At 40.8% G+C, this 25,833-nt stretch carries 23 protein-coding genes, 1 tRNA gene and 1 pseudogene; 24 read left to right on the top strand and 1 reads right to left on the bottom strand.

Annotated features, from left to right (window positions below; all coding sequences use genetic code 11):
• Window positions 1-235: 235 nt before the first annotated feature.
• A tRNA-Lys gene (locus E7303_RS09975) sits at window positions 236-308 on the bottom strand.
• A gap of 186 nt (window positions 309-494) precedes the next feature.
• Between E7303_RS09975 and E7303_RS09970 the strand changes: the two genes are divergently transcribed.
• From E7303_RS09970 to E7303_RS09855, 24 genes and pseudogenes are all read left to right on the top strand, one after another.
• Complete coding sequence (locus E7303_RS09970; RefSeq protein WP_292145118.1) at window positions 495-1,271, top strand: TatD family hydrolase; 777 nt, start codon at window positions 495-497, stop codon at window positions 1,269-1,271.
• Window positions 1,272-2,150 (top strand): 16S rRNA (adenine(1518)-N(6)/adenine(1519)-N(6))-dimethyltransferase RsmA, encoded by an 879-nt coding sequence (gene rsmA / locus E7303_RS09965; RefSeq protein ID WP_292145117.1) that lies wholly within the window; start codon window positions 1,272-1,274, stop codon window positions 2,148-2,150.
• 40 nt (window positions 2,151-2,190) lie between these two features.
• Window positions 2,191-5,115, top strand: a complete 2,925-nt coding sequence (locus E7303_RS09960) for a tetratricopeptide repeat protein (RefSeq protein WP_292145116.1) — start codon at window positions 2,191-2,193, stop codon at window positions 5,113-5,115.
• Between the two features lie 28 nt (window positions 5,116-5,143).
• Window positions 5,144-7,069 (top strand): 1,4-alpha-glucan branching protein GlgB, encoded by a 1,926-nt coding sequence (gene glgB, locus E7303_RS09955; RefSeq protein WP_292145115.1) that lies wholly within the window; start codon window positions 5,144-5,146, stop codon window positions 7,067-7,069.
• 88 nt (window positions 7,070-7,157) lie between these two features.
• On the top strand, window positions 7,158-10,124 hold the full coding sequence (locus E7303_RS09950) for a DUF6240 domain-containing protein (RefSeq protein ID WP_292145114.1): 2,967 nt from the start codon (window positions 7,158-7,160) through the stop codon (window positions 10,122-10,124).
• 33 nt (window positions 10,125-10,157) lie between these two features.
• Window positions 10,158-11,318, top strand: coding sequence for a flagellin N-terminal helical domain-containing protein (locus E7303_RS09945; RefSeq protein ID WP_292145113.1), 1,161 nt, complete (start codon window positions 10,158-10,160; stop codon window positions 11,316-11,318).
• A 37-nt stretch (window positions 11,319-11,355) separates the two neighbouring features.
• Complete coding sequence (locus tag E7303_RS09940; RefSeq protein ID WP_292145111.1) at window positions 11,356-11,832, top strand: flagellar protein FliS; 477 nt, start codon at window positions 11,356-11,358, stop codon at window positions 11,830-11,832.
• Between the two features lie 122 nt (window positions 11,833-11,954).
• Window positions 11,955-12,353 carry a prepilin peptidase gene (locus tag E7303_RS18170; RefSeq protein WP_442861650.1) on the top strand — a complete coding sequence of 133 codons (399 nt, stop codon included), beginning with the start codon at window positions 11,955-11,957 and terminating at the stop codon, window positions 12,351-12,353.
• Window positions 12,350-13,378, top strand: coding sequence for a hypothetical protein (locus tag E7303_RS09930; RefSeq protein ID WP_292145108.1), 1,029 nt, complete (start codon window positions 12,350-12,352; stop codon window positions 13,376-13,378). Before E7303_RS18170 ends, E7303_RS09930 begins: the two co-directional genes overlap by 4 nt.
• Window positions 13,379-13,418: 40 nt before the next feature.
• Window positions 13,419-14,606 (top strand): CpaF family protein, encoded by a 1,188-nt coding sequence (locus E7303_RS09925; RefSeq protein ID WP_292145156.1) that lies wholly within the window; start codon window positions 13,419-13,421, stop codon window positions 14,604-14,606.
• A complete protein-coding gene (locus tag E7303_RS09920; protein ID WP_292145107.1) occupies window positions 14,542-15,306 on the top strand; it encodes a type II secretion system F family protein in 765 nt (254 codons plus the stop codon). Before E7303_RS09925 ends, E7303_RS09920 begins: the two co-directional genes overlap by 65 nt.
• A gap of 25 nt (window positions 15,307-15,331) precedes the next feature.
• Window positions 15,332-16,789, top strand: a complete 1,458-nt coding sequence (locus E7303_RS09915) for a type II secretion system F family protein (protein ID WP_292145106.1) — start codon at window positions 15,332-15,334, stop codon at window positions 16,787-16,789.
• Between the two features lie 54 nt (window positions 16,790-16,843).
• Window positions 16,844-17,062, top strand: coding sequence for a Flp1 family type IVb pilin (locus E7303_RS09910; RefSeq protein WP_330405673.1), 219 nt, complete (start codon window positions 16,844-16,846; stop codon window positions 17,060-17,062).
• A 94-nt stretch (window positions 17,063-17,156) separates the two neighbouring features.
• The gene (locus tag E7303_RS09905; RefSeq protein ID WP_292145105.1) at window positions 17,157-18,482 is read left to right on the top strand and encodes a DUF5702 domain-containing protein; all 1,326 of its coding nucleotides are present in this window, start codon (window positions 17,157-17,159) and stop codon (window positions 18,480-18,482) included.
• Entirely contained in the window at window positions 18,472-19,368 is an 897-nt protein-coding gene (locus E7303_RS09900) for a hypothetical protein (RefSeq protein WP_292145104.1), read from the top strand. Before E7303_RS09905 ends, E7303_RS09900 begins: the two co-directional genes overlap by 11 nt.
• Window position 19,369: 1 nt before the next feature.
• A complete protein-coding gene (locus E7303_RS09895; protein WP_292145102.1) occupies window positions 19,370-19,801 on the top strand; it encodes a prepilin peptidase in 432 nt (143 codons plus the stop codon).
• On the top strand, window positions 19,794-20,222 hold the full coding sequence (locus tag E7303_RS09890) for a hypothetical protein (protein WP_292145099.1): 429 nt from the start codon (window positions 19,794-19,796) through the stop codon (window positions 20,220-20,222). The genes E7303_RS09895 and E7303_RS09890 overlap by 8 nt, the downstream gene beginning before the upstream one ends.
• 8 nt (window positions 20,223-20,230) lie before the next feature.
• The gene (locus E7303_RS09885) at window positions 20,231-21,574 is read left to right on the top strand and encodes a DUF6382 domain-containing protein (RefSeq protein WP_292145098.1); all 1,344 of its coding nucleotides are present in this window, start codon (window positions 20,231-20,233) and stop codon (window positions 21,572-21,574) included.
• Between the two features lie 38 nt (window positions 21,575-21,612).
• Entirely contained in the window at window positions 21,613-22,629 is a 1,017-nt protein-coding gene (locus E7303_RS09880) for an SCP2 sterol-binding domain-containing protein (RefSeq protein WP_103869894.1), read from the top strand.
• Window positions 22,630-22,647: 18 nt separating this feature from the next.
• Window positions 22,648-23,280, top strand: coding sequence for a rhomboid family intramembrane serine protease (locus E7303_RS09875; RefSeq protein ID WP_292145097.1), 633 nt, complete (start codon window positions 22,648-22,650; stop codon window positions 23,278-23,280).
• Window positions 23,280-23,684, top strand: a complete 405-nt coding sequence (locus E7303_RS09870) for an HIT family protein (RefSeq protein ID WP_022772093.1) — start codon at window positions 23,280-23,282, stop codon at window positions 23,682-23,684. Before E7303_RS09875 ends, E7303_RS09870 begins: the two co-directional genes overlap by 1 nt.
• 128 nt (window positions 23,685-23,812) lie before the next feature.
• Window positions 23,813-24,655: a fumarate hydratase gene (locus E7303_RS09865; protein WP_292145096.1), complete on the top strand. Its 843-nt coding sequence runs from the start codon at window positions 23,813-23,815 to the stop codon at window positions 24,653-24,655.
• A gap of 122 nt (window positions 24,656-24,777) precedes the next feature.
• A complete protein-coding gene (locus E7303_RS09860) occupies window positions 24,778-25,308 on the top strand; it encodes a Fe-S-containing hydro-lyase (protein ID WP_292145094.1) in 531 nt (176 codons plus the stop codon).
• Window positions 25,309-25,366: 58 nt separating this feature from the next.
• Window positions 25,367-25,666: pseudogene (locus tag E7303_RS09855) on the top strand (MGMT family protein); the annotation flags it as partial.
• Window positions 25,667-25,833: the final 167 nt, after the last annotated feature.

Raw genomic sequence — 25,833 nt, 5'->3', positions numbered from 1 at the left:
CGGTTGACCCAAAATAAGCCATGCCGACATGGAGGCGCGCAAGACTCGAAATCAGCTGCGCTGATTTCTCGTTTACGCGGCGTTCGCCGCATAAACCAAATAAACAGGATACAAGTTCTTAGATGAGTAAACTCCTCACGAACTCGTATCCTGTTTATTTGTCTTGCGTGGCTCACTTTTACGCGAAAAAAAGTACCATCCCCACAGGATATACCTGCGAAAACAGTACTCGGCGTGCGCTGCCAGGGTCTCGAACCCTGGACAACCTGATTAAGAGTCAGGTGCTCTACCAACTGAGCTAGCAGCGCATTTATTTGTGTGCCGTTCTTAACGACAAGTGATATATTACTACGTCATAGACATTAATGCAAGTACTTTTTTCAAGTTTTTTTAAATTTTTTTAAAAAGTGCGTATTTATGCGGTTTTCAGACCGCTTTTTTTGTGGTATTGTATTTATGGTAACCCAAAAGATGAAGTTTTTTATGGAGAAATAATGATATTTGATACACATGCTCATTACGATGATGAGCAATTTGATATAGATAGAGAAGAGCTTATTGAAGCTGTTAAGGCAGCGGGTGTTGATCATGTGGTTGACGTGGGAGCAAGTATAGATTCTACAGCAAGGGCTTTAGAGCTTGCTCATAAATACGATTTTATATATGCAGCAGTTGGAGTTCATCCCAGTGAAGTCGAAGAGCTTAATGAGGATAATATTGAGCTTTTAAGAGAATGGAGCACAGATGCCAAGTGTGTTGCTATAGGAGAGATAGGGCTTGATTACCATTGGCCTGATCCTTCACCTGAGCTTCAGAAAAAGTGGTTTAGAAGGCAGTTGCAGCTTGCAAGGCAGGAAAGACTTCCTGTGATCATTCATTCAAGGGACGCGGCTGCAGATACTATTGAGATAATGAAGAGTGAGCACGCTGAGGAGATTGGCGGCGTTGTACACTGCTTTTCATATTCAAAAGAAGTTGCTAAGATCTGTGTGGATATGGGTTTTTATATAGGAGTCGGCGGAGTAATAACATTTAAAAATGGCAAGAAATTAAAAGAGGTTGTTGAGCAGACACCTATGGAAAAGATTTTACTTGAAACTGATTGTCCATATCTTTCACCTGAACCTTTCAGGGGAAAGAGGAACAGCTCTTTGAATCTGCCTTATGTTATAGATGCTATAGCAGCTATTAAGGGCATTGAAAAAGAAGAAGTGATCAGACAGACAACCGAGAATGCCAAGCGCATGTATGGTATTGTTGCGGAGGTGTAAATGGCATATTTAGGAAATAGTACAAAGACCAAAGAGGTATTGGCCAAATACAATATGAGTGCCAAAAAGAAGTTTGGTCAGAATTTTTTGATAAATGAAAATGTCCTGGATGGAATAGTTGAGGCAGCAGGTGTTACAAGAGACGACTGTGTTCTGGAGATAGGACCCGGAATCGGAACTCTGACTCAGTATCTTGCAGAGGCAGCAGGAAGGGTTGTTGCTGTTGAGATAGATAAGACACTGATACCTGTTTTGGCAGATACTCTTTCAGAGTATAATAATGTCACTGTCATAAATGAGGATGTACTAAAGGTTGATATAGAGGCTATTGTCAAAGAGTACAATGGAGGCAAGCCTATCAAGGTAGTCGCCAACCTTCCATATTACATTACAACTCCGATCATAATGAAACTTTTTGAAAGCGGCGTTCCAATCGAGAGCGTAACAGTAATGGTTCAAAAAGAGGTTGCAGACAGGATGGTAATGGGGCCGGGAAGCAAGGATTATGGATCTCTTTCACTTGCGGTTGCATATTATGCAAAGGCACAGAACATCATGGATGTTCCTCCGAGTTGCTTTATTCCACAGCCCGGAGTCGGATCTGCAGTTGTCTATCTCAAAAGACATGAGAACAGACCGGTTCGGGTAAAAGATGAAAAGTATATGTTCGAGATCATTAGAACAGCCTTCAATCAGCGAAGAAAGACGCTGTCTAATTCTCTTTCAAATAACCCTTCTTTGAGAGTCACAAGAGACCAGGTTAAGGATGCTCTTGTAAAAATGGGGATTGACGAAAAAGCAAGGGGCGAAGTTCTCGCATTATCACAGTTTGCGGAGCTTTCAGACATTTTACAAAGCAGTGGTGCTATGATAAACTAACACTATATATAGTATTTTAGGCACCAAAGAGGTGGATATTTTGGATAAAGTTGAGTACAAGATCAGAGCTGACGAAATAAAAGCTCTGGTGGGGGAAGGCAGATTTGCCGAAGCAGTTAGGATCGCGGACACAATTGACTGGAAAAAGGTCAGAAGCGTGCAGATGCTTTGCATGATAAGCGATCTGTATAAGATAAACAGGCGCTATGAAGAGAGCAGAGATGTTCTCCTTATGGCTTACGATAGACACCCTACAGGTAGGGCTATAGTTTATTCTTTGTGCGAACTTGCTATTAAAATGGGTGAGTTTGTTCAGGCAGTTGAGTATTACAAAGAATTCGTAAGAATAGCTCCAAGGGATACAGGAAGGTATATCCTTCAGTACAAGCTCTATGAGGCACAGGATGTAAGCCTTGAAGAGAGAATAGCTGTTCTTGAAGAGTACAAAAAACACGACTACAAGGAAAAATGGGTATATGAGCTGGCATACTTGTATCATCGCGTAGGTCTCACAACAGAGTGTATCGAGACCTGTGATGAGATGTTTTTGTGGCTTGGTGATGGCAATTATGTTATGAAGGCCCTTGAACTTAAGGCGCTTCATGAGCCTCTTTCCAAGGAACAGCAGGACAGATATGTCAGATATAAACAGGCTCACGGCGGATACGTTGATAAGAGCGTTGTTATAGACAAGGCTCTTGATCAGGTCGGCAATGATGATCCACGCACTGTTGAGATCAAACAGCCAACCAAAGAAATGCCACCTGTAACAGATGCAGATATTGCGGCATATAATGCTTCTGCACACGAGGATTCTTTTGCAGAACAGAGTCAGCCTGCAGAGGAAACCTATACATCAGATATTTCTTCAGACAGTCCTACCAGAGAAATGGACAGGATTGTTTATCCACATATCAGCGAAATAAAAGAGCCATCTGTTGATGTAAGTGCGTATAACACTATGAACCTTCAGGAGGCACTTGCCGAGAATCTAAAGGCAGTCATGAACGACAGCGATCCTGATCAGGAGCTGAATTATACTCCTGTAACAGATCAGGAAACCAGCCCTGTCAGCCCTGTTCAGCCTATAACATCAGAGATTTTTGAAGTAGAAAAAGAATCTGATATGGGAATGCAGGAGATCTTTGCACAGGCAACAGCAGAAAAAGATCTTGAGGAGCAGGAAGACAGTGCTATTCCGGAAGAGCCTTCCATGAATATTGAGATTAAGTATGGTGGAAACGGCCCAATTTTGGGTGAGGAAAAAGTAAGCCATACTCCTGTATATGATGAGAAGCCACTTGAGGATGAAGTTCCGGGAGCGGTTATCCATCCTAACGCTGCATACCAGGCACCAAGCCATTTCGACAATTTCCTTTCACAGGAATACGACGGTCAGATATCGATGGCTGTTGAGCCTGAGCCTGAAGTTGAAAAGCAGATAACAGGTCAGATCAGTATCGACGAATACATGCTCAACTGGGAGAGCTATAAAAAGAGCCAGCAGGAGAAGCAGCTTGAGAGAGTTAAAAAACTTGTAGCTGAGGAGACAGGAGATCTTTTTGCTGACTTCGATGAAAAGACAAAAGTCGGCCTTCAGGAAAAGATGGAGAAGGCAATTGCTGATGCTTTGAAGAGAGAACGTCATGAAAAAGCGTCAGGAAGAGGCGACTGGTCCAAGAATAAAGAAGATATAATCGACAATGCAGTTGACGATGTTATTAAATCCGAGGAACTCGATGAGGCTTCAGATAGCAAGGAAGAGGTATTCCTTGATGAGACAGCAGAGCTTGAGAAGATCGTAGAAGAGGATCTTTTAGAGGCAAAAGAAGACCAAAAGCCTGAAGAGAAAAATGCTAAGGAGCCTGAAAAAGAAGACTCCAAGGAGCTTGATGACGGAGAAGCCAAGGACGTAGAAGAGCCTAAGGAAGAGGAAAAAGAAACCTCAAATAAATCTTCAGAAGAGGAAGATGAAGAAGAGGATGAAGCTCTTGTAGAAGAGAAAGCTACAGAAGAAAAAGAAGATTCTGAAGAAGACGAAGAAGATCAGGATGATGAGGAAGAAGAAAAATCACCTGAAAAGTCCAAGGAGTCTGAAGAGCCAAAAGAGCCTCAAAAGAATAAAAAGGCAGATAAGAAAAAAGATAAAAATAATAAAAAAGCTGAGAACGGCGCAGCTAAGAGACATATTGGAAACAGAGAGATCGAAGAGCGCGTAAGGACAATGACTCCTGAAGAGAAGCAGCTCTTTGGACCATATATCCACCACAAAAAGTCAAGACGCCAGATTATCAATGCTATCGATAACATGAGCATGGATGCATTTAGCGGAAATGCTATCGTGACCGGTGAAGAAGGCGCAGGAACAGTTAACCTTGCCAAGGGTCTTATAAAGGCAGTGCAGGCATCTGATTCCAACTTCAGTGGTAAGGTTGCCAAGATAACAGCAAACACTCTCAATAAAAAGAGTGTTGGAAGCATCTTTGATAAACTTGCAAACGGAGCACTTATCATACAAAGAGCAGCGGACCTTGAGCCTGAAACAGTAAACGAACTTCTAAAAGTGCTTCAGGAAGAGAATAAGGGCCTTATCATCGTAATGGAAGATACCAAGGAGGATATGAACAGATTCCTTGATAAGAATCCATCTCTCAAACAGAGCTTTAACGTAAGAGTTGACATAGAAGCTCTCGACGATGATTCACTTGTAGCGTACGCAAAACAGTATGCTCTTGAAAAAGAGTATTCTATTGATAACCTCGGAATTCTGGCTCTTCACACCAGAATTTCAGAGAGACAGACACTTGACCATGAGGTAACTGTTTCTGAGGTAAAAGACATCATTGATGACGCAATTTACTACGCAGAGAAGAGATCAATATCTCATTTTGTAGATGTTATCGTCAACAAGCGCTATGACGAAAACGACATGGTTATTTTAAGAGAAAAAGACTTTATGCATTAAATACTTTAAAAATTTGAGGGGGCTGTTTATGGCAGAAAAAGTATTTATTTCCGAAGCAGACGAGTATTTGTTTGGTCAGGGAACGCATTACGAAATATATGAAAAGCTTGGAGCGCATCCTTCAACGGAAAATGGGAAAAAGGGATACTTCTTTGCCGTATGGGCGCCCAATGCTGCAGATGTTCATGTAGTTGGCTCTTTTAACAACTGGGATGAAAATGCAAACCGTCTTGAGAGGACAAAGACAGGAAACATCTGGACAGGATTTATTCCGGGGGTAGGAATAGGAGAACTGTACAAATACCTTATTACAACTCAGGATGGAAGAAAGCTTTACAAGGCAGATCCTTATGCCAACTTTGCAGAGCTTCGTCCGGGCAATGCATCAAGGACTACAGATCTTTCCGGATTTAAGTGGACTGATTCAAAGTGGTTTGACAACAATAAGGGAAAAGACATAAATCGTCAACCTTTATCAATTTATGAGTGCCACATAGGATCTTGGATGAAACATCCCGATGGCACAGAAGATGGATTTTATACATACAGACAGTTTGCTGACAGAATTGTCGAGTATTTAAAAGAGATGCAATACACCCACATTGAGCTTATAGGAATTGCAGAACATCCTTTTGATGGCTCATGGGGATATCAGGTTACAGGTTATTATGCACCGACATCCAGGTATGGTGAGCCTAAAGACTTCATGTATCTCGTGAATAAGCTTCATAAGAATAACATTGGTGTAATCCTTGACTGGGTACCAGCGCATTTTGCAACAGATGAGTTTGGTCTTGCCTGCTTTGATGGCCAGTGTATCTATGAGCATCCGGACCCAAGGAAGGGAGAGCATCCTGACTGGGGTACAAAGATATTCAATCTTGAAAAGCCGGAAGTTAAAAACTTCCTTATCGCAAATGCTCTTTTTTGGATAAGGAAATTCCACGTAGATGGTCTTAGAGTGGATGCGGTTGCTTCCATGCTTTACCTTGACTATGGTAAGAAAGATGGTCAGTGGGTTCCAAACAAATATGGCGACAACAAGAACCTTGAGGCGATTGAGTTCTTTAAACACTTTAACAGCGTAGTAAGAGGAACTTATCCACAGGTTCTTACAATAGCAGAAGAATCTACGGCTTGGCCTAAGGTTACAGCTGCGCCTGAAGAGGACGGACTGGGCTTTGCCTTTAAATGGAACATGGGATGGATGCATGATTTCTGCGAATATATGAAGCTTGACCCATATTTCAGGAAGGGCGCACATTATATGATGACCTTCGCCATGAGCTACAACAGCTCTGAGAAATATATTTTACCTCTATCTCACGATGAGGTTGTTCATTTGAAGTGCTCTATGGTTGAGAAGATGCCAGGCTATCAGGTTGATAAGTACGCCAATCTTCGTGCCGGATACACATTCATGTTTGGACATTCAGGTAAAAAGCTCTTGTTCATGGGACAGGAATTTGGACAGGAGAGAGAATGGAGCGAAAAGAGAGAGCTTGACTGGTTCCTCCTTGAAAATGATCTCAACAGAGGAATGAAGGACTATGTGGGCGAGCTCCTTAAAATGTACAGAAAATACCCTGCATTATATGAAGTTGATGATGACTGGGGCGGATTTGAGTGGATAAATGCCGATGATAAGGAGCGCAGTACTTACAGCTTCTATAGAAGAGCTATAAATGGTAAGGACAATGTTCTGTTTGTTCTTAACATGACGCCTGTTGAGAGAAAGGGCTTCATGGTTGGAGTTCCATTTGCTGGCACTTACACTCATATATTAGACAGCGCGGAAAAGAAATTTGGCGGATTTGGTAGTAACATTCCAAAGAAGATAGAAGCGGTTGAAGGACTTTGCGATTACAAGGACTACAGTATAACCTTTGATCTGCCGCCCTATGGAGCAGAGGTCTTTGTTTTCCAGACTAAGAAAACCCAAAAGAAATCTTAAGATTTTTTTCCTAAGAGCCGAAATAGAAGGTGATGGATGATATCCATCACCTTTTTTCGTACAAACAAGTTTCCGTAGAAAGGCATATATGAGTTTAACTTTTCAGACTATTAGCGACAAGAGGTCAGCTAATGAACAGATTATCAAAAGCACGGAAGCAGATAATAGGATTTATACAGGATCAAACAGAATAGAGCAGACAAAGGCAAACTCTTTTATGGTTGATCTGGATTCAAGCTTTTTTAGCAGCGATGCATATGCGCAGAGCACAAAAAGCCTTGATGATGTAAAGAATCTGGCACAGAACACGGATGTTCAAAATAAGCATAATTACATGGCTCTTTTATCAAATACCATGTCTGATGAGGACTACGCAGCTGTCCTTGAAGGTGGATTTGATTTTGGAAATCTAAATAGCGCAGAGACTGTAACCATAATGGATAAGATAAAAAGTGTCCTCTTAGAAGCAGGGACAGTTATCACAGGTTACAACGATGATCTTAGCCTTGATAAGCTTGAAAAGATCACTGGAAACAGGTCTTTTGCATCAGCTCTTTTAAAGAGCTTTTCAGAAAACGATATTCCAGTTACAACTAAAAATGTTAGTGAGGCAAAGCAGGCATTTGAGCAGATATCTGATATTGAAAAAATAGATGACTCTGCGGTCAAATACCTTGTTCTTAATGGGAAAGAGCCTACCATCAACAATATCTATTTGGCCCAGCATAGTACCAATGGACAAAATGCAAATGGTCGAGGCTTTTATGCCCAGGATTCCTACGGGTATTACGCAAAAAAAGCTGATAACCTTGATCTTGAGCAGGTTCGCCCCCAGATAGAGAAGATAGTTAAGGAAAGCGGCCTTGATGAGAGTGATGAAACTAACATCGAGCAGGCAAAGTGGACTATTGAGCAGGGAATACCTCTTACTAAAGAGAATCTTGAAGCAGTAATTGATATAAAAGAAATAGAGTTTCCTGTGACAACAGAGCTTGGAGCAAAGGCTATAGCAGCAGCTCTTGCTGATGGGAAAGCTGCCAAAGAAGCAAATCTTCATGATCCTGAAAGCTCATCAAAAAAGCTTCTGACCCAGAGATTACAGCTTGAAGAAAGCAGGATAAAGATGAGTGCTGAGGCAAACTCTAAAATGGCTGATAAGAATTTTGAAATCGACTTAAAGCCGATGGAGAAATTTGTAGAGCTTATAAAGGAAGAGCTAAAGAGCCTGTCAGGTGAGTTGGCAGGAAGAATAATAGACGAAAAAACTCAGGTCAATGCTGAAAATAAAGCATACATTTTCAGTATGACTATGACCAGAGTAGATATTATAAAACAGGGGCCTGTAGATGTGACAGGGGCCATGCTTGATCATATTGAGACAGCAACTCTCTCGGAAATCAGCAGTGTCTCTTTTGACCTTACTCAGAAATTCAGGGCAGCAAGAGAAGGCTATGAAAAGATGGAAACTGCTCCGAGAGCAGATCTTGGAGACAGCATCAAAAAAGCCTTTAGAAATGTTGATGAGAGACTTGCGGATCTGGGACAAGAGATCACTGATGAAAACAGAAGGGCAATAAGGATTCTTGGCTACAATTCCCTTGAAATAAATGAAGAGAATTTTGAAAAAGTAAGAGCTTATGATCTCAGACTTAAAGAGACTATGGACAGACTTAAGCCCGGAGCTGTGCTGGATCTTATCCGTAACGGGAAAAATCCGCTCGGAATGACCATAGAAGAGCTGTCAAAAGACCTTGATCAGAACCAGTTCGGAAATAACAAGAATGACTCCGGTAAAAAATCCGACGAGAAATACTCAAAGTTTTTATATAAGCTTGAAAAGAACAACGGAATAACTAAAGAAGAAAGAAAAACTTTTATAGGAATCTACAGACTCTTTCATACCCTGAAGGCAAATGATCACAAGGCAATAGGTGATCTTTTAAAGACAGGAAAAGAGATGACCTTAGGAAATCTTCTTGATGCCACAAGAACTCAGAAGAAGGCAGATCGCGGAATTGATTATACAGTAGACGATGCGTTTGGTGGCCTTGAGAGCATAAATAGCGCTCAAGGAGAAAGAATTGATAAACAGATCAATTCGGCATTTATGTTTTATAAGGCTCATGCCGATATAGTATACGAGAATCTTGAACCTGAAAAACTTAAGGCAGCAGATCCTAAAAAGAATACTCTTTTAACACAGCTCTCCCAAAAGCTAAGTGAAAGCGACATCGATGAGGAACTTGAGAAGGCGTATACAAAAGAAAATCTAAGGCATATCAGAGAGGTCGGCGAATCCAAAGAAGCCGGGGCAGCTATAGATGAAATGGAAACTGAGCAGGTTGAGTTAAACTTCAACAACCTGGAAGCCATGATCGAAAACAAGAGAGAGCGAAAAAGAGGAAAGCTTTGGGATAAAGCCTCGGAAATTGATGGCTCTATCAAGAAGGACGAAGAAGATCTTTTGACACTTCTTGATGAAGATAATTATGAAGATTCTTACAGACAAAAGCTGGATCAGATTTCAGAAAAACTGACAGAGGCTTTGATGAGCACAGAAGATAGCTACATCGATGTGAAAGCTATCACGCTCATGCAGAAACAGATTTCAGTTATGAAAAAAGCATCGGGTAATGCTGATTTCGATGTTCCTGTGGAAATAGAAGGAACCAGCGTTTCGATGCATGTCACCCTAAAAAGCGATGACACTTTAAAAACAAGGATGGACGCAAGTATTCAGACCTATGAGTATGGGCTTTTAACAGCCAGTCTCTACGAAGAAGGTGGATCAATAAAAGGAATGATCACCACTTCCATGTCGGAAAGCCGCGAAGAGTCTGAATATCTTGTAGGTGTAAAAGAGAAGCTGTGCAGGAAACTTTCAGAAAAGATAAAGGATCTGGGTGTAGACCAAAATCAGATAGGAATCCTTTATGGAGTGAAGGTGCCTCAAATTAGCAGCACGATTGATGCAAAGGCCATGGACGGCGAAAGAAAAATTACAAATACAGGTACATTACTTAGAATGGCAAAAGCATTTATTGAAGCTCTTTGATAAGAGCCAGGTACGTGCAGAAATGAGGTAAAAATGAAAGTTAACTACAACGTATCAGCTATGATCGCGAATAATTCACTTCAGAAAAACGACAAACTTCTCTCTGAATCTCTAGAGAGATTATCAAGTGGTCTTAAGATTGCAAATGCCAAAGATAATCCATCAGGCCTTGCAATGTCCAGAAGAATGAATTCCCAGATAGAAGGACTTGGAGTAGCAAACGCTTCTTCAAATGATGCGATCTCAATTGTTCAGGTTGCAGATGGAACGCTATCTGAGATTCATGAAGTTCTTCAGAGAATGAATCAACTTGCTGTTCAGGCAAGTAATGGAACCCTTACTGACTCTGATCGTCAGACTATCCAGGCAGAGGTAACTCTTTTGAAAGAAGAAATAGAAAGAATGGCCGACACAACTCAGTTCAATGGCCAGAGCATTCTCGATGGCTCTTTTGACCTGAAAGGATATGTAACCGATCAGGATGGAAAGACCAATCCAAACATTAAAGTAAGCACATACTCTGACAACATGGATCAGGGCTCTTATCTGATAACCGGTCTAAATGTCAGCTATATAAATCTTGTTGGTACAACCGGAGTTGATAAAAAAGGAATCTTCTGCGAAGAAGAAGTCCTAAAAGATATTAAGATCTATAAAGATGGCGAAGAGTACATGACAAACAATATGCTTGTTTCAATCCAGGAGGACGTTCTTACATTGTCGGACAGCACAGGAAAAAAGCTCTCAATTCAGATTGATGAGCCATATGCCGGTGACCTCAATGTGGAACTTACAACAACGGGCGCCATGACAATGCAGGTCGGCGCAAACGAGGGTCAGACCCTTGACATCAGAATAAATAAGATTTCTCTTACGACCCTTGGACTTTATAACCTTGATCTTGCCAATGAAGTCGGTGCGAGAGAGGGAATCGACAGCATCAAGAATGCTATTTCAGAGATCAGTGCAATTCGAAGCAGACTTGGTGCTTATCAGAACAGACTTGAACACACAGTAAGCGGACTTGATATAACAGTTGAAAATATGACTGCAGCTTATTCGAGGATCATGGATGTAGACATGGCAGAGGAAATGACTGTTTATTCAACTCAGCAGGTTCTTTCACAGGCAGGAACATCTATGATGGCACAGGCCAATGAGAGACCATCACAGGTGTTACAGCTTCTGCAGTAACCCGTAAACGCTGACTTGTAACGAATCGAGGTGCCACATGACTCAGGAGAAAAAACAGGAATTCACATTAAAAATAACTCAGGCCAACAAAACCCAGATGATAACTATTCTTTACGAGATGATCATTGACTATCTCAACGATGCGCTGGATGAGATAAGCGTCGGACAGAAATCTGAGGGTGAAAAGAGCTTATTAAAAGCTCAGAACTGTTTGGACGAATTAATACGTTCAGTAAATCTGCACACAGATTTGGGAAAAATGCTCCATAAAATTTACATTTTTTCGAAAAAAGAATTAATTGTTTCCGGAGCAAATCATAGTCTTCATAGAATTTGGAGAGTGAAGAAAAATATCAAAGCTCTTCACGAAGCCTACAGGGAGCTGGAAAAAAATGATAACAGTGAACCTATGATGAACAACACTCAGAAAGTCTATGCAGGCCTCACATACGGAAAACACAGCTTAAACGAAGATGTTACAGCACTTTCCATGAACAGAGGCTATGTAGTTTGAATTAATTTATGCAAAGTGACGATTCAGAAAAAGGGGGTTTACAACAAAACTCAAATTTGATAAATTCTATATTCGCGAGCTCGAAGAAAAACAGAAAGGAGTGAGCTTATATAGATACGGTTTTGTTGACCCTCTTGTCTGGAGCGGTATTTACCGATCTTTACAAAGACAAGATTTATAATCTCTGGTTGATTCCCGGATTACTTGTTGGAATCATCACAGCAGCCTTGGGCGGGCTGGAATCTCTACTGGCTGCAATGACAGCAATCGCTTTTTCGTTTGTTATCTTGCTTCCTGTATATCTTTTTAAAGGCATTGCCGCAGGAGACGTTAAGTTATTCATGACGGCAGCATCCTTTATGTCAGTGCAGGACACATTTTCCTGCATCATTCTATCATTCCTGATAGCTGGTATTATTTCACTTTTTATTTTGATCTTTAAAAGAAACAAAAAAAGAACGATACACTTTGCGGTACCGGTGCTTATTAGTGCATTGTTTATTATTGGAGGTACATTATGACAAGGCCACTGCTAACGCTCTGTGATCTTGATGAGACCTATTGCGGAAGGCTTTACGAGTATTTAAAAGAAAACTTAAAACTAAAATTTAAAATTGAAGCATTTACTTCTGTAGATATTTTGGTGGACTTCGCCAGGAAAAATACGGCGTCGCTCCTGATCGTGTCTGAGTCAGCGCTTATGGAACTTAGGGAAATAGCGGGAACAGAGCACTTTAAAAATATACTGATCCTTGATGAAGACTTTGTAGGTGTAAAAGAGGAAGAAAGCTCTTTTGGCGAACAGAACATAGCCCATACGACAAAATACCAAAAGGCTGGAAAGATAGTTGATACGATAGTTGATTTCTGTGCGGAAAAGGCAGAATCCTTTGATGGCCTGACTGCAGGCTTTAACAGCGATAAAGGAAAAGTAATCGGGCTTTTTTCACCAATATCTAAATGTGGACAGACATCTTTAACTCTGAAAATGGGAGAAATTCTCTCGTCTTATGGAAGAACAATCATGCTTAGCTTTGACAGCTTCTCATCTCTTCCCAAAATCCTGAATGTTGAATCTGATGGAAGTATCACCGACCTTATGTATTATTCAGAAGGTGATAAAAACAAGTTTTGTATTTATCTTGAAAAAATAAAAAAGGCAGTTGGAAATCTTGATGTTATCATGCCGGCAAGGACTGCAATGCAGATCAGAGATATTAGCGCCGAATCACTAAAGATGCTCATTGATCTTTTGGTGCACGAGGCGGGATATGAATATGTACTGCTTGATCTGTCGGAATATCCTGAAGGATTCTTTGATATCTTAAAGCTCTGCGACAAGCTGTTTACCATTACAAGGCAGACAGGTGCTGATGCCTACAGAATTGAGATGTATGAAGATGTACTCAGGCAAAATGGATATGAAGATATTTTTGCTTCAACCATAAAGATCAGTCTTCCAGACGTAAAAGATACTGCTTCTTTTTCCCGATTTACCTGTGACCTTCTAAAGAAGGAGGAAATAATCAGTGGCAAAGCAGGCTGATGAGCTAAAACTTCGGGTCAGGCAAAGAGTAATCGAAGACATGGATTTTTCCAAAGACATTTCCGATGATGAGATGCTGGAGCTTATTGATAAGGCCCTCTTTGATGAAATAAGGCACTTATCTATTTCCACCAATCAAAGAAAACAGGTAAGAATGCAGGTCTTTTACTCTATAAGAAAGCTGGATGCTCTTCAGGAGCTGCTTGATGACCCTGATGTCACGGAAATCATGGTAAACGGCACAGACAATATTTTTGTTGAAAAAAATGGCTCAATATTTAAGAGTGAAAGCCGCTTTGAGTCAGAAGAAAAACTTCAGGATGTTGTCCAGCAGATTGTTGCCTCCTGCAACAGAGTAGTTAATGAAGCATCGCCTATAGTAGATGCAAGGATTTCCGGGTCACGTATCAATGTGGTTCTCAATCCTATAGCCTTAAACGGCCCAATCATAACTATAAGGCGATTTCCGGAAAATCCCTTTTCCATGGATGATCTGATAAATCTTGGAGCTTTGTCTGAATATCTTAAGGAATACCTCAAAGTCCTGGTAAAGGCGGGGTATAACATCTTCATTTCAGGTGGAACCGGGTCAGGAAAGACAACCTTTTTGAATGCACTTTCCAATTTTATCCCTAAGGATCTAAGACTTATAACTATCGAGGATAATGCAGAGCTGCAGATAAGGCAGGTTCCCAATCTGGTTCAGCTTGAAGCCAGAAATGCCAATGTTGAGGGCTGCAAAGAGATAACTATCAGGGATCTTATCAAGTCCTCCCTCCGAATGCGCCCGGATTGGATAGTAGTGGGCGAAGTCAGAGGAGAGGAAACAGTTGATATGCTGCAGGCCATGAATACCGGCCACATGTCAATGTCAACAGGTCATGCTAACAGCGCAGGTGACATGCTTTCAAGACTGGAGACCATGGTCCTTATGGGAATGGAAATCCCCCTATCTGCAGTCAGAGGTCAGATAGCTTCTGGAATTGACATTATTGTACACCTTGGAAGGCTGAGGGACAGATCAAGGAAACTGCTGGAAATATGTGAACTTGAAAAAGAGTTGGATCCTCTAACCGGGAAAATATGTGTAAACCAATTGTTCAGGTTTGAGGAAAACGATGTGGATAAAGAGGGGAGAATAGTAGGATCATGGAGGAAAACCGGTGAACTTAAGAATACTGAAAAGCTTGTGGCAGCAGGTTTTAAACTACCGTCCCAATATCAGTGACATCCCTATTGCACTTCAGGGAATAGGAGTGGTTGTACTTTTCGGAAAAGTTTTCTATGACTCATATGTGGCGATGGCCATATTGTCGCCTCTTTCTCTTTTTTGGTTCTTTTACCAGAAAAAAATCTTAAAGAGACGAGCCTGCAGACTTTTAGGAATACAGTTTAAAGACGCGATAGCCGCAGTCCTTACAAATCTTAAGGCGGGTTATTCCGTTGAAAATGCCTTTAAAGAGGCTACAAGAGACATAGAACTTCTATACGGAAAAAAGAGTCTGATATGTGATCATCTTCACAGAATTCTCAAAGGACTAAAAAACAATATTCCACTTGAAAAACTTCTGTATAACTTTGGCGTTGAAAGCGAAAACAAAGATATTTTGGAGTTTGCGATCGTCTTTTCTGTTGCCAAAAGAACCGGTGGAAACCTGACAGAAATTATAAGCAGGACCATTTCTGTAATATCAAGAAAGATAGAAGTGGAAAAGGAAATCGAGGTCCTGGTAAGTGCTAAGAGAATGGAAGCAAGAATAATGAATGGCGTGCCATTTTTCATTATTTTTTATATAGGTCTGACCAGCAAAGGCTTCTTTAATCCTTTGTATCATAACCCGTTTGGAATTGTTCTTATGACTATCTGTATGCTCGTGTATCTTGCAGCATATCTATTATCTGAAAAGATCATAAATATCGTAGTTTAACTATACCCAAAGCAAGGAAGAAAAGATGATTGTTTTATATTTTATACCGCCGATAGTTCTTTTTGTCTTATGGATCAAGGCAAAAGATATGACTCTGCCTTCAGGAATAAATGAAGAAGGTATAAGCAGAGAATTTCTTAAGATAGCGCTTTTTATCTATGAAAAGACTGGTAGAAAAAAGAGGCCCATTGAAGAAGGAAAAATCAGAGGGTATCTCTTGGCCCTAAACAACAGAAAAGACATAGAACAAATGGAGACAGAGTATTTTATACGAAAGATCTCTATTGTTTTGGCGATGATGCTTGCCGGAAGTTTTTTGGCGGCAGCAGTGTTCATAAGTAGCAGAAATAGTAAGTATCTGGAAAATGGAAGCATTATTTACAGAAAAAACTATGGGGAAGGTGAGTTTGAGGCCAGTCTTTTGGCCCAAAATGAAACCGGGGAGGAAATTGGTGAATATGATTTCCTTGTAAATGAGAGACTTTATTCAGCCGAGGAAGCAAATGAGCTCTTTGAAAGAGCAAGTAAAGAGGCTGAACAACTAATACTAAAAGATAATCCAACGTTTGATGAGATAAGAGATGACATAAATTTAATAGATAGCGTTCCTGGATATCCATTTTTGATTTCGTGGAAACTTGATAACTTTGAACTCATGCATTCTGACGGAAGTCTTGAGACGGACAAGATTCCCAAAGAGGGTTCACTGGTTAATGTAACGGCGATTTACAAGTATAACGAACAGACATGGCAGCAGGAATTTGTAATGCGTTTGCTTCCAAAAGCTCTTTCGCCTAAGGAGAGAATAGCCAAAAATCTGGGAGATCTGCTAAAAGAAGCAGACGGGAAGACTACTTATGATGAAAAAATACAGCTCCCAACAGACCTTGAAGGAGAAAAGATCATCTGGTCAGAGCATGTTGAGGATAATAGTATCCTCATATTGGCGCTGGCAATTATAGGCGCCTGCCTGTGCTACATGGTAAAAGATAAAGAACTTAAGGCAGAAATGGAAAAAAGAAATCTACAGATGCTTACAGACTATCCGCAGCTGGTGTCTGAGCTTGTTCTTTACCTTGGAGCAGGGATGACAGTCAGAAATATTTTTGAAAAGCTTGGGAAAAACTACATTAAAGAAAGAGAAAAAGGTGAAGAAAAGCGCTTCGTCTACGAAGAGCTGGTGAGAACCTGCAGAGAGCTGGCAAGTGGAATATCTGAAGCAGAAGCCTATGAAAGGTTTGGCGCAAGGTGCGCAAGTCAGCAATACTCAAGACTCTCCACACTTCTTTCACAGAACTTAAGAAAGGGTAATGGAGAACTATTAAAAGTTCTTAATGAAGAATCAAAGAACGCTTTCAATGAAAAAATGGATACAGTCAGGAAACTTGGTGAAGAAGCGGGAACTAAACTGCTTTTTCCCATGATACTTATGCTTCTTGTGGTCATGGTGATGATCATGATACCGGCATACATGGCATTTTAAGTAATAGCAGATGCTGCTTTTACAAATATAGCGCAGAGCGCAAAAGGAGGAAAAATGAATAAATTAGTAAAAAAGACAAAAGCAATCGGAGAAGGGATCATGACAGGAATTAAAAATTTCTGGAATGATGAATCCGGAATGGGAACAGTAGAAGTTATACTGATAATCGTAGTTCTGATCGGCCTGGTAATCGTGTTCAAGGAGCAGATTTCAGGAATTGTCGAAGATGTCTTTAAAACTATCAGACAGGAAACCCGTGCGGTTACAAACTAAAGGGTATCTCACCGTCTATCTATCCCTTTCTATCACGATAATACTTTCTCTGGTCCTGGCTTTATATGAAGGAGCCAGGATCGGAGCAGTAAAAATGAAGACAGAATGCGTGGCAGACATCTCCATGAATTCTGTTCTTGCAGAATACAGCAGACAGCTTTATGAGCAGTATGGCCTTTTAATGGTAGATACTTCTTATGGAACGGGAAGTCATTCTATTGTAAATACAGAAGAACATCTAAGAAACTATGTCCAAAAAAATCTCGAGCTATCGCTTCAGGGCAGGGCACTTGGGCGAAACACCATGCTTGGCATGTACTGCAAGGATGCTAAGATTACCGGCAGCTCTTTTGCCACAGATAATGATGGCGCAGTGCTGAACCGGCAGATCCTTGCCTATATGGGTGCAGACGTGATGGGGAGTCTTGTTACAGATGTTGAGGAGAATGTCAGAAGCCTTAAGGAATCCGGATTTGACACGACGGATGTAGATGAGATGGCAAGAGAAAATCAGGAACAGATAGATGCGGTTGAACTTCCTACTATAGTTAATGAAGAGGGCGAAGAGGAACAGATAAGCCTTGGAAACCCTGCAGATACAGTCAATTCTCAAAGAGGAATTGGCGCTTTAAGTCTGGCTATTCCCGACAAATCCCGCATATCAGATGCGTCAGTGAATCTTTCTGAATATGTATCCCACAGAGAAAAGAATAAAGGCACAGGTCTTGATGATGGGCTTGATATGTCACTCTCCAAAAGAGCTCTTATCGAGCAGTACTACTATGAAAAGTGCGGATATTTCGGCGCTGAGATGGACAAATCTCTCTTGAAATATCAGATGGAGTATCTGGCTTATGGCGAGAGCAGCGACTACGCCAACCTTGAACAGGTAGCAAAGACGCTTCTTTTCTGGAGGCAGGCCTCAAATATGCTTTACCTTTTTAACTGCAGGCCAAAAGTCGATGCGGCAGATCTTATGGCATCTCTTTTGACCGCAGTGATGATGGTTCCGGAGTTAAAAGAACTGGTGAAATATTCAATACTGTTCGCATGGACCTTTGCGGAGAGTGTTTCGGACCTCCGAATCCTGTTCAGTGGAGGAAGGGTTCCATTGATGAAAAGCGATGATACCTGGCGCCTGGGATTAGAAGCCATGTTCTCTTTCAGGGACAGCGATGGAGGAGACTGTGGTGAAGGGCTGTATTACAGGGATTATCTCCGGATGATAGTTTTTATGACTGATTTTGATAAAAAGACACAGAGGCTAATGGACATAATGGAGATGGACATAAGGAAAACTGCAGGAAATGCAGATTTTAGAATAGATCACTGTCTTGACTGTTTTAGGGCAGAGATTGAAATAGGAACAAGTTATGGTTATGGAGCAACAATCGAAAGAGTGTATGGTTATGAGGAGTGAGACACCAAAAATAGGAGCAGCTAAAGGCACTTCTTATACAAAAAATAAAAGGATAATTCAGTCGCTTCTCCAGGTGATCAGAAAAGAAGTGTCTCTAACTGCTTCTATGACCCTTGAAGCCTCCATAGCACTTCCCCTATTTTTGTTCTTCTTTGCAAACATCCTTATGCTTTTTAACATCATCAAGATCCAGTGCGATGTAGAAGCAGCTTTGCACCAGACTGGGAGTGAAATGATGCTTCTTGCTTTTGATGAAAAGAGCGCAGAAGAAGTGGTCGGCGTAGAAAACTCCGCCCTTTCCACAGCTGTCGGAGCTGTATCTACACTATATGCCAAAAATAATGTGGAAAACTACCTTGGAGAAGAACTCAAAAAGGGGATTGTTTCGGGAGGAGAACTTAGCTTTTTGTCCTCTCAGATTCTCTTAGGAAATGACTACATAGATATTGTAGCGGCCTACAAGGTAAAGCCTATGATCCCAATTGTGGGCTTTAGAGAGTTTCCGGTGGAAGGAAGATTTTTTGGCCATGCCTGGACGGGATATGACCTTGAAGGTGGGGGCTATAAAGAAGCCTCTGAAGAAGAAATGGTCTATGTTACCGAGCATGGAGAAGTCTATCACAGGGACATAAACTGTAAATATCTGAAAACAAGCACCAGAAGCATTTCATATAACGAACTGGGGAAATCAAGAAATAATGATGGCTCAAAATACTACCCCTGTGAATACTGCGGGCAGCAGGTGCATGGTGGAAACGTGTTCATAACTGACTATGGAAACAGATATCACAGCAAGGTCGACTGCCCGGGGCTTAAAAGAAAGATATACACAATACCAATCTCTGAAGTAGGAGGAAGGCACTCCTGCAGTGGATGCGGAGGATAATATGGAAATGATTTTTAATATAACTCAGCTTTTTTTACTGATGCTATCGGCTATTTCTGATATTCGAAAAAAGGAGATATCTCTATGGATTGTCATCTGTATGGCTTTTTTATCGCTTTCTGATGGAGCAATAGCTTTATTTAATGGGAAAAGAACTATTGAGGACCTGGCAATATGCCTTATTCCGGGAGCTGTAATGATGCTTTTGGCTCTTTTGAGCCGTCAAAGCATGGGCTACGGAGATGGGCTGATAATCCTGGCAATAGGTATGACCTTTGGAATCAGTAAACTTGCTGTTGGAATAGCGATAGCTCTTTTTACAAGTGGGATCATGTCAATCCTCCTTATAACAATAAGAAAGGCAAAAAGAAATGACACATTCCCCTTTGTCCCATTTATATTTGCGGGAATGGTGGTGAGTATGTTTGCGTAGATTAAAAGGGTATATGACCTTAGAGGCCTCACTTATTGTGCCCATGGTCATATGTGTTTTCGTAATCATAATATCTTTTGCCTACTATTTATATGGAAGGTGCATATTGTCACAGGATGCGTATATTCTGGCATTCAGAACAAGCATCGCCGATTCGAAAGAGTATTTAAAGGTAGATGAGAAGCTTGGAAATAAGTATTTTGGGAGTACTAAGCCTGTTATAAAGACAGAAGTAAATGGAAATGAAGTGATTGTTAGGGGATATGCGAATGTGCGGACCCGTGCCATGGGCAACTTTTTCCTGAAACCAAAAACCGGTTGGGATTACATGGCAGCAGGCAGAGCCAAAGACCTGGACTGCATCAGGCATATCAGAAAGATAAAGAGATACAAAGATCTTGGGGAAGGACTTTTGGAATAGGAGAAGAAATGGAATTTAAATTTTATAGAGATCTAAAGCATAGCTACATGGTCTGTAACTGTGATAACGATGAAGAGAACAAAGACGCAAAGTATCAGCTGAAAATCCTTGAAAGCGGGAGAGTAAAAAGGCTTCTAAAGTGCAATATACGAGCAATCAATCAGGAAAACTTCTTATATTATGACATTACATCAATGATAAATATTGCTGACAGGTTTTCTGCTAAAGGTCTTGGTAAAGATCAGCTTTTAAAGCTCCTCTCAGATATGAAAGAAATGATGGAGAATCTCTCAGAATTTCTCATGGGTGAAGAGGGGATAGTTCTGGATACAAAAAATGTTTTTGTAAATCTCTCATCAGGCGAGTACAGCTTTATGTATTACCCCTATCTTAAGGAACAAAAGAGCTTTGAGGAGTTTGCGGAGCAGCTTCTTGATATTGTGGATCATGACGACGAGGGCGCTGTTGATATGATCTATGATCTGTGCGATAAAGCCCATATAAAAGAGATGCTCTTTTTGGATGTTCTTGAAGATGTTCTTGGGAAGAATGTTGAGGAAAAAGAGCAAAAGCCGGTTGAGGAGGATTTCTACGCAGAGGATGAGTATAGCTTTGATGAGCCTGAGGATGACCCTGTGGAAGAAAGCAGAATGGAGCGCTCAAAAAGGAAGCTTAGTGGAAAAGTTCAGATACTTTTCTTTTTCATGTTCATAGCTGTTATTGCAGGAATAATGTATGTGAGAATGAACTATATACTAACTAAGGAAGAGAATCTTTTGTCTATAGGAATCATGCTAATATCAGGAATTACGGGAGCTGTGGCACTTATTGGCGGGATAAAGACTATGAAGGGAACTGGGACTTTAAAAGAAAACAAAGCCACAGAAGAAATGGATGATAACGAGACCTATGAGGATTACGATGATTTTGAGGATGAAAATTACGAAGCCTACAAATCTCCGGTCAGAGTAACTTCGTCTTTTTCCGGCGAGATGACATCCGGGTCTCATAATGACTACTGCGACGCAGAGACAGTAGTTCTTACAGATAATGAAGAAAAAGAGATGACTCTATACAGCACAAACCTTGATAAGACCATACGCATAGCGCTTGATAAGCTTCCTATAACAATAGGAAAGATGGAGGGCTGCGTTGACAGAATTATACCCGACAGCAGCGTTTCAAGACTTCATTGCAGGATAGTAAAGGATCAGAATGGAATCGCTCTGATCGATCTCGGATCTACCAATGGTTCGTTCGTTAACGGCCTTAAGATTGCGGCACAGAAAAAGACCTATATTGATGAGGGGGATGAAGTTAAATTGGGCAGAATATGTTTTGACCTTCGATAAATGTGATATACTATCCTTAACTGGTTGGAGGGGTATTCATGAAGATTAATATCTATTACGGTGGACGAGGAATCATCGATGATCCCACCTTATGCGTTATCTCGCAGATTACAGCAGTTTTACAGGAATTAAATGTTAAAGTACAGCAGTACAATCTCTATGAGCAGAGAAACGGCATTACGGCTTTGCCCAACACCTTGAAGGATGCGGATGGAGTTATTCTTGCATCTACAGTTGAATGGTTCGGTGTTGGCGGCTACATGATGCAGTTTTTGGATGCATGCTGGCTCTATGGCGACAAAGAGAAGATAAAGCAGATATACATGGCACCGGTTGTCATGTCTACAACCCATGGAGAGCGCGAAGGCATGATGAGTCTTGCGGCTGCCTGGGAGATGCTTGGGGGACTTCCCTGCGAGGGAATATGCGGATACATCGCTGATACAACAAAGCTGGAGAACAGCCCTGAGTATACCAAGATAATAGATAAAAAAGCTGAAAACATTTACAGGACAATAAATCAAAAGATGCCTGTTTTCCCTGCCAGCAATCAGGCGGTTATCAATAAAGTTGCAATTGCCAACAGCATTGATCTCACACCTCAGGAATCTGAGCAGCTTTCGGAATATGCATCAGATGATAAATATGTAAAGAAACAAAAAGAAGATCTTCAGGAACTTGCAAGCATCTTCAGGGATAAGATGGGACAGGATGGCGCAGCATCAGGTAATTCTGAGGAATATGCGAAAGTTCTTTTAAAGAAGTTTACTCCTGTGGCAGGCATAAATGCCAAGTACAGAATAAACTTCATTGATGGAGGAAAGCTTAAACCCATCATTATCGATATAAACAATTCAAAGTGCAGCTGCCGTGTGGCTGAAGAGGAAGGGTGCGACGTGGTTATTTCCACAGACCAGAAAATATTTGAAGAAATCCTTGATGGTCATATGACATTCCAAAGAGCCTTTATGGCCGGAAGCATAAAGATGAAGGGAGATTTTAAACTCCTTAGAAGCATGGATCAACTCTTTGAACTTATGGAAACAAAAGGCTGATAATTTTTGGTGACATATATGCAGGAAGAAGAATTTTGGGAAAGACAGAAACAAATCTATAAACATGCTTACATTAGTATTGCCATATTTCTTTTGAATGTGATCATATTTATTATGAGTCAGCACTTTGCCAAATGGATGTATGCTGACGGCGCCATGGTAACTGAGAAAATATTGGGCGAGGGAGAGTTTTACAGGATTTTCACGTCCATGTTTCTCCATGCAGATATCGACCATATCTGCAACAATATGGCTATTTTGATTCTTGTTGGAGCGGTTGTTGAGAATTACACAGGTCATATTTATTATGTAGTTCTTTACATGCTATCGGGATTCTTTGGTAACATCCTCTCCATGGCCTATGAGGTCAGAAATAATCTTACATGGTTTTCTATTGGAGCAAGCGGTGCTATCATGGGAATCGTAGGTTTTTTATCTGCCTGGATCATAGCCAACAGAAAGACCTTTCTCAAGAATAGAGGAACTGCTGTAAGAATGCTGTTTTTATTGGTGTTTGTAGTTGAAGCGTGCTTTTTTCAAAAAGGAGCAAATACACCGGCACATCTGGGAGGATTCCTTACAGGATTTGTGCTGGGAGTTATTAATATAGTAGTATTTAGCAATAATAAAGTTATGGAGGGCTTGGCATAATGGACGGATGTATTTTTTGTAAAATTGCAAATGGAGAGATTCCATCAAACACAATATATGAGGATAACGATTTCAGAGTAATTTTGGACAACGGCCCTGCCACAAAGGGACACGCATTGGTCCTTCCTAAGGAGCATTACGCAGATCTTTTTGAAATTCCTGAAGAAAAGGCAGCAGGAGCAATTAAGGTTGCTAAAAAAGTAGCAGGTCTTATGAAAGAGAAGCTTGCATGTGACGGACTCAATCTTGTGCAGAACAACGGACCTGTAGCAGGTCAGACTGTTATGCATTTTCATCTTCACGTAATTCCAAGATATGAAAATGATGGACAAAAGATTCTTTGGAATCCTACAAGTCCTTCAGCAGAAGAACTTGTTCAGATAAAAGATACAATTATTGGCTGATATTATATTAAGTAGATTCACACATTGTGGGTCTACTTATTTTTCTATAAACCATATATTCTAAAGTGCGTTAAATCATGGCATCAAGGAATATATGGCAGATTATAAATAATATACAAGGGGTTTAAATGCGCGAGATCAACGTTTCAGAAATAACACAGGTAGTAAAAGATATGTGTATCAGTGCTAACTACAAGCTTTCACCTGATATGCAGAGAGCTCTTGATAAAGCAAAGAATGAAGAAGAATCAGAACTTGGGAAAAAGATTTTTGCTCAGCTTCAGGAAAATCTTGAGATTGCAGAAAATGATCAGATTCCAATATGCCAGGACACGGGAATGGCCGTGTTCTTTTTTAAGGTTGGACAGGATGTACATTTCGTGGGCGGAAATTTAAACGATGCCATAAATGAAGGCGTTCGTCAGGGATATACAGAAGGGTATCTTAGAAAGTCGGTTGTAGGAGATCCGCTGATAAGAGAGAACACAAAAGATAATACCCCTGCTGTAATTCATTATGATATAGTGCCTGGTGATAAGGTTACGATCACCTGCGCGCCTAAAGGATTTGGCTCAGAGAATATGAGCCGTGTATTCATGCTTAAGCCCGCTGATGGCGAAGAAGGCGTCAAGGCAGCAGTTGTACAGGCAGTAAAAGATGCGGGTCCAAACGCCTGCCCTCCTATGGTAGTGGGAGTTGGAATCGGTGGAACCTTTGAGAAGTGCGCGGAAATGGCAAAAGAAGCATTGACAAGACCTGTTGGAGAACATTCTGAGATAGAATACGTTTGTGATATGGAAAAAGAGATCCTCGAAATGATCAATTCGACAGGTATTGGCCCGGCCGGTCTTGGCGGGAAAATAACAGCTCTTGCAGTAAACATCAATACTTATGCGACTCATATTGCAGGACTTCCTGTAGCAGTTAATATATGCTGTCATGTGAACAGACATGTGACGAAGACACTGTAATAATGAATATTGACCAAAGTAATGTGGATAAATAAAAGTAATTGTACATTAAATGTGGACAACAAGCTTTTATAAATGAAGCGGCAAAAATACATAATTGAAAGAGTATGGAAGACAACAATATGGATATAGAAATTCAGGCTCCCGTAGATAAGAATAAAATGAAGGAACTTAAGGCAGGCGATATGGTTTATATTACAGGAACCATATACACAGCAAGAGATGCAGCCCATAAGCGAATGTCTGAAGCGCTTGCCAAAGGAGAACCACTCCCGATTGATATGGAAGGAAATCTCATATACTATATGGGACCATCACCTGCAAGAGAAGGACGCCCAATAGGGTCCGCTGGCCCCACAACTGCAAGCCGAATGGACAAATATGCTCCGGCATTACTTGACCTTGGTCTCGGCGGAATGATTGGAAAAGGCAAAAGATCAAAAGAAGTAATAGATGCCATGATAAGAAATGACGCAGTGTACTTTGCAGCTATTGGCGGAGCGGGAGCTCTTTTGTCCAAAGCTATCGTAGAGTCAGAAGTAATTGCCTATGATGACCTTGGCACCGAAGCTATCAGAAAGCTTAAAGTTGAGAGATTTCCTGCAATTGTAGTAATTGATTCTAAAGGAAACAATCTTTATGAGAAAAACTAGAAGGTAATACTAAATGAAGTCGAGAGAAGAAGTTATTCAATATGGTCTGTCTTTACCTATTACAGACTCGCCTACAAAAAGGATATATGAAGTTGTGAAAAGAATTCCAAAAGGTCATGTTGCTACATATGGACAGGTTGCAGAAATGGCGGGAAATAAGAGAATGTGCAGAGCTGTAGGTAATGCCTTGCATAACAATCCGGACCCTGATAACATACCATGCTTTAGAGTGGTTAATTCACAGGGAAAGCTCGCGGGCAATTTTGCTTTTGGAGAAGGTGTGCAGGAGAGTCTTCTTTTAAAAGAAGGCGTTGAAGTTATAAATGGAAAAGTTGATTTAAAGAAATTTGGTATATAATAAATAGTGAGAAAACAATTGACAAAGCCTTTGGGTCTTTGTATAATTACATTTGCGTCTTGGTTATTAGACATAGGCGCATGAATTCAAAACCACATATTGGTAGAGGGATTCAGGCATGGAGAAATACTCAAGTGGCTGAAGAGGCGCCCCTGCTAAGGGTGTAG

This window comes from Butyrivibrio sp. (genome assembly GCF_015056685.1).
Classification (GTDB): Bacteria; Bacillota; Clostridia; order Lachnospirales; family Lachnospiraceae; genus Butyrivibrio.
The sequence above is the reverse complement of the archived record's forward strand: the minus strand, read 5'-3'. Positions and strand labels throughout refer to the sequence as shown.

Coding starts and splice junctions, on each gene's coding strand:
- E7303_RS09970 (WP_292145118.1), top strand. CDS start 495: ATGATATTTGATACACATGCTCATTACGATGATGAGCAATTTGATATA.
- rsmA (WP_292145117.1), top strand. CDS start 1,272: ATGGCATATTTAGGAAATAGTACAAAGACCAAAGAGGTATTGGCCAAA.
- glgB (WP_292145115.1), top strand. CDS start 5,144: ATGGCAGAAAAAGTATTTATTTCCGAAGCAGACGAGTATTTGTTTGGT.
- E7303_RS09950 (WP_292145114.1), top strand. CDS start 7,158: ATGAGTTTAACTTTTCAGACTATTAGCGACAAGAGGTCAGCTAATGAA.
- E7303_RS09945 (WP_292145113.1), top strand. CDS start 10,158: ATGAAAGTTAACTACAACGTATCAGCTATGATCGCGAATAATTCACTT.
- E7303_RS09940 (WP_292145111.1), top strand. CDS start 11,356: ATGACTCAGGAGAAAAAACAGGAATTCACATTAAAAATAACTCAGGCC.
- E7303_RS09930 (WP_292145108.1), top strand. CDS start 12,350: ATGACAAGGCCACTGCTAACGCTCTGTGATCTTGATGAGACCTATTGC.
- E7303_RS09925 (WP_292145156.1), top strand. CDS start 13,419: ATGGATTTTTCCAAAGACATTTCCGATGATGAGATGCTGGAGCTTATT.
- E7303_RS09915 (WP_292145106.1), top strand. CDS start 15,332: ATGATTGTTTTATATTTTATACCGCCGATAGTTCTTTTTGTCTTATGG.
- E7303_RS09910 (WP_330405673.1), top strand. CDS start 16,844: ATGAATAAATTAGTAAAAAAGACAAAAGCAATCGGAGAAGGGATCATG.
- E7303_RS09905 (WP_292145105.1), top strand. CDS start 17,157: ATGAAGACAGAATGCGTGGCAGACATCTCCATGAATTCTGTTCTTGCA.
- E7303_RS09900 (WP_292145104.1), top strand. CDS start 18,472: ATGAGGAGTGAGACACCAAAAATAGGAGCAGCTAAAGGCACTTCTTAT.
- E7303_RS09895 (WP_292145102.1), top strand. CDS start 19,370: ATGGAAATGATTTTTAATATAACTCAGCTTTTTTTACTGATGCTATCG.
- E7303_RS09885 (WP_292145098.1), top strand. CDS start 20,231: ATGGAATTTAAATTTTATAGAGATCTAAAGCATAGCTACATGGTCTGT.
- E7303_RS09880 (WP_103869894.1), top strand. CDS start 21,613: ATGAAGATTAATATCTATTACGGTGGACGAGGAATCATCGATGATCCC.
- E7303_RS09875 (WP_292145097.1), top strand. CDS start 22,648: ATGCAGGAAGAAGAATTTTGGGAAAGACAGAAACAAATCTATAAACAT.
- E7303_RS09870 (WP_022772093.1), top strand. CDS start 23,280: ATGGACGGATGTATTTTTTGTAAAATTGCAAATGGAGAGATTCCATCA.
- E7303_RS09865 (WP_292145096.1), top strand. CDS start 23,813: ATGCGCGAGATCAACGTTTCAGAAATAACACAGGTAGTAAAAGATATG.
- E7303_RS09860 (WP_292145094.1), top strand. CDS start 24,778: ATGGATATAGAAATTCAGGCTCCCGTAGATAAGAATAAAATGAAGGAA.